Source organism: Streptomyces sp. UNOC14_S4, assembly GCF_020740835.1.
Taxonomy (GTDB): Bacteria; Actinomycetota; Actinomycetes; order Streptomycetales; family Streptomycetaceae; genus Streptomyces.
This window is the reverse complement of the sequence record NZ_JAINFC010000388.1, coordinates 1-7,347: the sequence shown is the minus strand read 5'-3', so window position 1 is coordinate 7,347 and position 7,347 is coordinate 1. Positions and strand designations below refer to the sequence as shown.

Here is a 7,347-nt window from a genome sequence, read left to right as displayed (position 1 = left end):
CCGCCTCGTGGGCGGGCGACGCGACGGGCGGCGTAGCCCTGGCCCCCCTGGTTCCCCTGGCCCCCCGGCTGGGGCGCGAGCGGCTGTTGCCACGTCTGCGTGTCCCACGTCGGGGTCTGCCAGGTCTGCGTCACGGGGTCCGCCTGCGCGTACCCCGGCTGCTGGCCCTGCGCCGAGGGCCACGCCCCGGGGTGCTGCGGCTGCTGGTGCTGCTGCTGGGGTTGCTGTTGCTGCTGCGGCTGTGCGTAGGGCTCGTACGGCTGTTGCTGCCGGTAGGCGTCGTCGTAGCCCGGCTGAGCCTGTGGCTGTACGCCCTGCTGCTCGTACGGACCGTACGTCCCCCGCGGCTCGTACGGGTCGTACGGCCCGTATCCGTTGTGCGGCTGATTGCTCATCGTGGCCGGGTCACCCTCCTGCGAAGGGCGGGAGCACCTCGACGGTGCCGCCCTCCGCCAGCTGGACCGTGGAGTGGTCGCGCGTACCGACCGGGTCGCCGTCGACGAGGAAGGAGCAGCGCAGCAGCACCCGCGCGAACTCCGGACGCCCCTCGTGCCGCCGCCGGGCGGCGTCGAGCGCCTCCGCCAGCGTCGTCGCCGCGTACGGCTCCTCCGCCGTGCCCGCGGCGGCCTTCGCCGCGGCCCAGTAACGGATCGTGCCCGCCGGTCCCGGCTGCCTCGGCAGCCCCGCCGGTGCTGCCGGGGCGCCCCCCGGCTTCACCGGACGGGCCGGTTGTGTCGTCGCCACGGCGACCCCTTTCCTCAAGTGCAACCCCCATGATGACGGGTGTATCCCTGCTCACGCCGCCCGCCCGCGAATAGGGAGGCCCCGTGGCGAGCCACTCGCTTAGGCTTCCTGTGTGTTGGTACGACTTTCGCGGGCGTATCTGAGGCCCTACTCCAAACCCATTGCGCTGATCGTGCTGCTGCAGCTCGTCCAGACGCTCGCCACCCTCTACTTGCCCACCCTGAACGCGGACATCATCGACGGCGGCGTCGTGAAGGGAGACACGGGCTACATCCTGCGCTACGGCGGATGGATGCTCGGAGTCTCCCTCGCGCAAGTCGTGTGCGCCGTCGGCGCCGTGTACTACGGCGCACGCACCGCCATGGCGCTCGGCCGTGATCTGCGCGCCGCGGTCTTCGACCGGGTGCAGTCCTTCTCCGCTCGCGAGATGGGCCGCTTCGGCGCCCCCTCGCTGATCACTCGCACCACCAATGACGTCCAACAGGTCCAGATGCTGGTCCTGATGGCGTTCACGCTGATGGTCTCCGCCCCGATCATGTGCGTCGGCGGCATCGTCATGGCGCTCAACCAGGACGTTCCGCTCTCCGCGCTGCTCCTGGTGATCGTGCCGGTGCTCGGCATCATCGTCTCGCTGATCGTCTGGCGCATGCGGCCGCTGTTCCGCGGCGTCCAGGAGCGCATCGACACGGTCAACCGTGTGCTGCGCGAGCAGATCACCGGCATCCGCGTCATCCGCGCCTTCGTGCGCGACACCCACGAGCGCCGCCGCTTCGAGGGCGCCAACAACGAGCTCATGGACGTGTCGCTGCGCGCCGGGCGGCTGATGTCCCTGATGTTCCCCGCCGTGATGCTGGTGGTGAACCTCTCCTCGATCGCCGTCCTGTGGTTCGGCGGTCAGCGCATCGACAGCGGCCATATGCAGATCGGCGCGCTGACGGCCTTCCTCAGCTATCTGATGCAGATCCTCATGTCCGTCATGATGGCCACCTTCATGTTCATGATGGTGCCGCGGGCCGAGGTCTGCGCCGAGCGCGTCCAGGAGGTCCTCTCCACCGACTCCAGTGTCGTGCCGCCCGTCGCGCCCGTCGTCGAGCTGCGCCGCTCGGGCCATTTGGAGCTCACCGGGGTCGAGTTCCGCTACCCCGGCGCCGAGCAGCCCGTCCTCAGGGACGTCTCCCTGGTCGCCAGACCCGGCGAGATCACCGCCGTGATCGGCTCCACCGGCAGCGGCAAGTCCACCCTGCTGGGCCTCGTGCCCCGGCTCTTCGACGCCACCGGGGGCACCGTGTCCGTGGACGGCGTGGACGTCCGCGAGCTCGACCCCGTCGTGCTCTCGCAGGTCATCGGCCTCGTCCCGCAGAAGCCCTACCTCTTCTCCGGCACCGTCGCCTCGAACCTCCGCTACGGCAGGCCCGACGCCACCGACGAGGAGCTGTGGCAGGCGCTGGAGACGGCCCAGGCCCGCGACTTCGTCGAGAACATGGAGCTCGGCCTGGAGGCACCCATAGCCCAGGGCGGCTCCAACGTCTCGGGCGGCCAGCGCCAGCGCCTGGCCATCGCCCGGGCCCTGGTCCGCCGCCCGGAGATCTATCTGTTCGACGACTCCTTCTCCGCCCTCGACTACGCCACCGACGCCCGGCTGCGCGCCGCCCTGGCCCGCGAGACCGGCGACGCGACCGTCGTCATCGTCGCCCAGCGCGTCTCCACCATCCGTGACGCCGACCGCATCGTCGTCCTCGACGAGGGCCACGTCGTCGGTACGGGCACCCACCACGAACTGATGGCGACGAACGAGACCTACCGGGAGATCGTGCTCTCCCAGCTCACCGAGGAGGAGGCGGCGTGACGTCCCCGGAAAGGCCGGCGCAGCCCGGCGGAGAGAGCGGGAAGACCACCGCCGGGCCAGGAGCCACCGGCTCCGGAGCCGGTGAGTCCAAAGCGGCAGGGCCAGGAGCCGCAGGGGCAGGAGCGGCAGGGTCAGGAGCCGCAGGGCCGGAAGCGAAACCGGCGGCGGCCCCGGCCCGCAGAGGCCCGGCCCCCGCCGCGGGCATAGGCCGCTTCATGGGTGGCCAGCCCACCGAGAAGTCCATGGACTTCGCCGGGTCGAGCAAGCGGCTGCTGCAGCTGCTGCGCCCGCAGCGGGCCCTGGTCGTCGTGGCCGTCGTGCTCGGCGTCGCCAGCGTCGCGCTGTCCGTCCTCGGCCCCAAGATCCTCGGCCGTGCCACGGACCTGATCTTCGCCGGTGTCGTCGGCTCGGGCTTCCCCGAGGGCATGACCAAGGCGCAGGCCATCGAGGCCATGCGCGCCAAGGGCGAGGGCAAGGCCGCCGACCTGCTGTCCTCCGTCGACTTCACCCCCGGCAAGCACATCGACTTCGACGCGGTCGGCACCGTGCTGCTGTGGGTGCTGCTGATCTACGTGGGCTCGGCGCTGTTCCAGCTGATCCAGGCCCGTATCGCCACCGTCGTCATCCAGCGGGCCACCTTCCGGCTGCGCCAGGACGTCGAGGACAAGCTGGGGCGGCTGCCCCTGAGCTACTTCGACAAGCAGCAGCGCGGCGAGGTCCTCTCCCGCGCCACCAACGACATCGACAACATCCAGCAGACCCTCCAGCAGACCCTGAGCCAGATCCTGGCCTCCCTGCTCACCATCGTCGGCGTGCTGGCGATGATGTTCTGGATCTCCTGGCTGCTGGCCCTGATCGCGCTGGTCACCGTGCCGGTGTCGATCGTCGTCGCCACCCGCGTCGGCAAGCGGGCACAGCCGCAGTTCGTCGCGCAGTGGAAGACCACGGGCAAGCTCAACGCCCACATCGAGGAGATGTACACCGGCCACTCCCTGGTCAAGGTCTTCGGCCGGCAGAAGGAGTCCGCCGAGATCTTCCGCAAGGAGAACGAGGACCTTTACCAGGCGGGCTTCAAGGCCCAGTTCATCTCCGGGATCATCCAGCCCGCGATGATGTTCATCGGCAACCTCAACTATGTGCTCGTCGCCGTGGTCGGCGGCCTGCGCGTGGCCTCCGGTTCGCTGTCGATCGGTGATGTCCAGGCGTTCGTCCAGTACTCGCGCCAGTTCAGCCAGCCGCTCACCCAGGTCGCCTCCATGGCCAACCTGGTGCAGTCCGGCGTGGCCTCCGCCGAGCGCGTCTTCGAGCTCCTCGACGCGGAGGAGCAGGCGCCCGACGCGGCGGACGCGGTGAAGCCCGCGCACGTGCGCGGCGAGGTCGCCTTCGAGGACGTCTCCTTCCGCTACGAGGCGGACAAGCCGCTCATCGACGGCCTCTCCCTCACCGTGCGCCCCGGCCAGACCGTGGCCATCGTCGGCCCCACGGGAGCGGGCAAGACCACCCTGGTCAACCTGCTCATGCGGTTCTACGAGGTGAACGGCGGCCGCATCACCCTCGACGGCACCGACATCGCCGCGATGTCCCGCGAGGAACTGCGCTCCCACATCGGCATGGTCCTCCAGGACACCTGGCTCTTCGGCGGCACCATCGCCGAGAACATCGCCTACGGTGCGCCCGAGGGCATCTCCATGGACAAGATCGTGGCGGCGGCGAAGGCCACCCACGTCGACCGCTTCGTGCGCACCCTCCCCGACGGCTACGACACCGTCATCGACGACGAGGGCTCCAACGTCAGCGTCGGCGAGAAGCAGCTCATCACGATCGCGCGGGCCTTCCTCGCCGAGCCGGAGATCCTCGTCCTCGACGAGGCCACGAGCTCGGTCGACACCCGTACGGAGGTGCTGATCCAGCACGCGATGGCCCAGCTCCGGACGGGCCGCACCAGCTTCGTCATCGCGCACCGCCTGTCCACGATCCGTGACGCGGACGTCATCCTCGTCATGGAATCCGGCCACATCGTCGAGCAGGGCACGCACGACTCCCTCCTCGCGGAGGGCGGCGCGTACGCCCGCCTCTACGAGGCACAGTTCGCGGAACCGGTGGTGGAGGCCTGACGGGTGACCCACAAGGGGGAACCGTAGGAGAGGGGTTTCTGGGGGCCGCGCCCCCAGGCCCCGCTCCTGGGGCCCCCGCCTCCGGGGCTCCGCCCCTGGACCCCGGTCGGGGCGTGCCCCGGGCTTCAAGGGGCGCGGGGAACTGCGCGACCAGCCCCCACCGGGGCCGCAGGCGAGGGCGGCGGAGCAACGGCGGGCGACTGCGCCGGAAACCGGAAATCAGGACGGGCCCCGGGGCGCAGCCCCGGGTCGAGGGGGCGCGTCGCGCCCCTGCGCTCCGATGCGCCCCTTTCGCCCGGACCCATCCCCGGGTGAACGTCAAGTGACGGGCCCGCGCACCACCCGAAGTGATCGAGGAAACACAAGCTCGCGCAAAATCGCCCGAGCTCCCCCACGACCCGTGGGCTATCCTGCTGGGCAGAGAGGATCCGGGCAGAGTCGCCCCCGGGTCCTTTTGTGCATTCAGTACGTACGAGTACGTACGCATTCAGTGCATACAGCAGTGCATACAGCAGAGCCGCATGCTCCCCCGGCGCCGCAACGTCGCGGCCCGGGTGGTACCCCCTTCGCAGGGACCGAGGAGGACCGACGTCATGGGCGAGCGAAGCGCGCATACCGGCAAACGCACGACGACCTCGGCAGGGGGCCGCCGATGAGCTCCCTCCTGCTGCTCACCAATGCTCTTCAGCCATCCGCCGAGGTACTGCCCGCGCTGGGGCTGCTGCTGCACAGCGTGCGCGTGGCACCCGCCGAGGGCCCGGCCCTGGTGGACACCCCCGGAGCCGACGTCATACTGATCGACGGCCGCCGCGATCTCCCGCACGTACGCAGCCTCTGCCAGCTGCTCCGTTCCACCGGCCCCGGCTGCCCGCTGATCCTGGTGGTCACCGAGGGCGGCCTGGCCGCCGTCACCGCGGACTGGGGCGTCGACGACGTCCTGCTGGACACCGCGGGCCCCGCGGAGGTCGAGGCGCGGCTGCGGCTCGCGATGGGCCGCCAGCAGATCTCGATGGACGACAGCCCGATGGAGATCCGTACCGGCGATCTCTCCGTGGACGAGGCGACCTACAGCGCCAAGCTCAAGGGCCGGATCCTGGATCTCACCTTCAAGGAGTTCGAGCTCCTGAAGTACCTGGCCCAGCACCCGGGCCGGGTCTTCACCCGGGCGCAGCTGCTCCAGGAGGTCTGGGGCTACGACTATTTCGGCGGCACCCGGACGGTGGACGTCCATGTGCGGCGGCTGCGGGCCAAGCTCGGCCCCGAGCACGAATCCTTGATCGGCACCGTCCGTAATGTCGGTTATCGCTTTGTGATCCCTGAAAAGCCGGAGAAATCCGCGGACTGCCCCCCGGATCGCACCGGGAGCCGTGCCGGAGATCGTGCAGGGGGCCGCGCCGGGGACCGCGCCGCGGAGGACTCCGCCGACCGGGGCCGCCCGGTGGAGTCCGAGGGCGTCGTCAAAGCCGTCGAAACCGATGGTGCTCGACCGGCCAAACGCTAGGTGGACCCGCGTAGACTGCCGCGCGTGGCCAAGGTGACGCGGGACGATGTGGCGAGACTGGCGGGGACGTCGACCGCGGTGGTCAGCTACGTCATCAACAACGGTCCGAGGCCGGTGGCCCCGGCCACGCGTGAGCGTGTCCTGGCCGCGATCAAGGAGCTCGGATACCGGCCGGACCGGGTCGCGCAGGCGATGGCGTCCCGTCGTACGGACCTCATAGGCCTGATCGTCCCGGACGCGCGGCAGCCCTTCTTCGCCGAGATGGCGCACGCCGTCGAGCAGGCCGCCGCCGAGCGCGGGAAGATGGTCCTCGTCGGGAACTCCGACTACCTCGACGAGCGCGAAGTGCACTATTTGCGCGCTTTCTTGGGCATGCGGGTCTCCGGCCTGATCCTGATCAGCCAGGGTCCGAGCGAGCACGCGGCCGCCGAGATCGACGCCTGGGACGCCCGGGTCGTGCTGATGCACCGGCGCCCCGACGCGATCGACGACGTGGCCGTCGTGACGGACGACATCGGCGGCGCCCAGCTCGCCACCCGGCACCTGCTGGAGCACGGCCACCCCTACGTGGCCTGCCTCGGCGGCACCGAGGTGACCCCCACCATCGGCGACCCCGTCACCGATCACGTCGAGGGCTGGCGGCGCGCCATGCGCGAGGCCGGGAAGTCGCTGGAGGGCCGCCTCTTCCAGGCGCCCTACAACCGTTATGACGCCTACAAGGTCGCCCTGGACCTCCTCTCCGGGCCCGACCGGCCCCCGGCGCTCCTCTGCGCCACCGACGACCAGGCGATCGGCGTCCTGCGCGCGGCGCGTGAGCTCGGCATCGACGTACCGCGGGAACTGGCCGTGGCGGGCTTCGACGACGTCAAGGAAGCGGCCCTCACGGACCCGCCCCTCACCACGGTCGCGTCCGACCGCACCGCCATGGCCCGCTCCGCGGTCGACCTCGTCCTCGACGACGGCCTCCGCTTCGCCGGCTCCCGCCGCGAGCGCCTCAAGCTCTTCCCCTCCGCTCTGGTGATCCGCCGCTCCTGCGGTTGTTCTTGATCCCTGCGCCTTGGTTCTCGCCGTTGCCGCCCTCCGGGCGGGAGCGGCCTGCGGCCGCGTCCTCAAACGCCGGACAGGCTGGGTCGGGGTGAAGG

Annotated in this window: 5 protein-coding genes and 1 pseudogene; 4 read left to right on the top strand and 2 right to left on the bottom strand. The window is 70.6% G+C overall.

The annotated features are described in order from the left end of the window. Positions 1–395 (bottom strand): annotated as a pseudogene (locus K6I34_RS27365) (hypothetical protein); the annotation flags it as partial. Positions 396–405: 10 nt separating this feature from the next. Continuing rightward, complete coding sequence (locus K6I34_RS27360; protein WP_229329732.1) at positions 406–681, bottom strand: MoaD/ThiS family protein; 276 nt, start codon at positions 679–681, stop codon at positions 406–408. 175 nt (positions 682–856) lie between these two features. Between K6I34_RS27360 and K6I34_RS27355 the strand changes: the two genes are divergently transcribed. From K6I34_RS27355 to K6I34_RS27340, 4 genes are all read left to right on the top strand, one after another. Continuing rightward, positions 857–2,590 (top strand): ABC transporter ATP-binding protein, encoded by a 1,734-nt coding sequence (locus tag K6I34_RS27355; RefSeq protein WP_229329731.1) that lies wholly within the window; start codon positions 857–859, stop codon positions 2,588–2,590. A gap of 215 nt (positions 2,591–2,805) precedes the next feature. Then, positions 2,806–4,704: an ABC transporter ATP-binding protein gene (locus K6I34_RS27350; protein ID WP_229329729.1), complete on the top strand. Its 1,899-nt coding sequence runs from the start codon at positions 2,806–2,808 to the stop codon at positions 4,702–4,704. 652 nt (positions 4,705–5,356) lie between these two features. After that, on the top strand, positions 5,357–6,205 hold the full coding sequence (locus tag K6I34_RS27345) for a response regulator transcription factor (RefSeq protein ID WP_229329727.1): 849 nt from the start codon (positions 5,357–5,359) through the stop codon (positions 6,203–6,205). A gap of 24 nt (positions 6,206–6,229) precedes the next feature. Next, positions 6,230–7,252 carry a LacI family DNA-binding transcriptional regulator gene (locus K6I34_RS27340; protein WP_229329725.1) on the top strand — a complete coding sequence of 341 codons (1,023 nt, stop codon included), beginning with the start codon at positions 6,230–6,232 and terminating at the stop codon, positions 7,250–7,252. Positions 7,253–7,347: the final 95 nt, after the last annotated feature.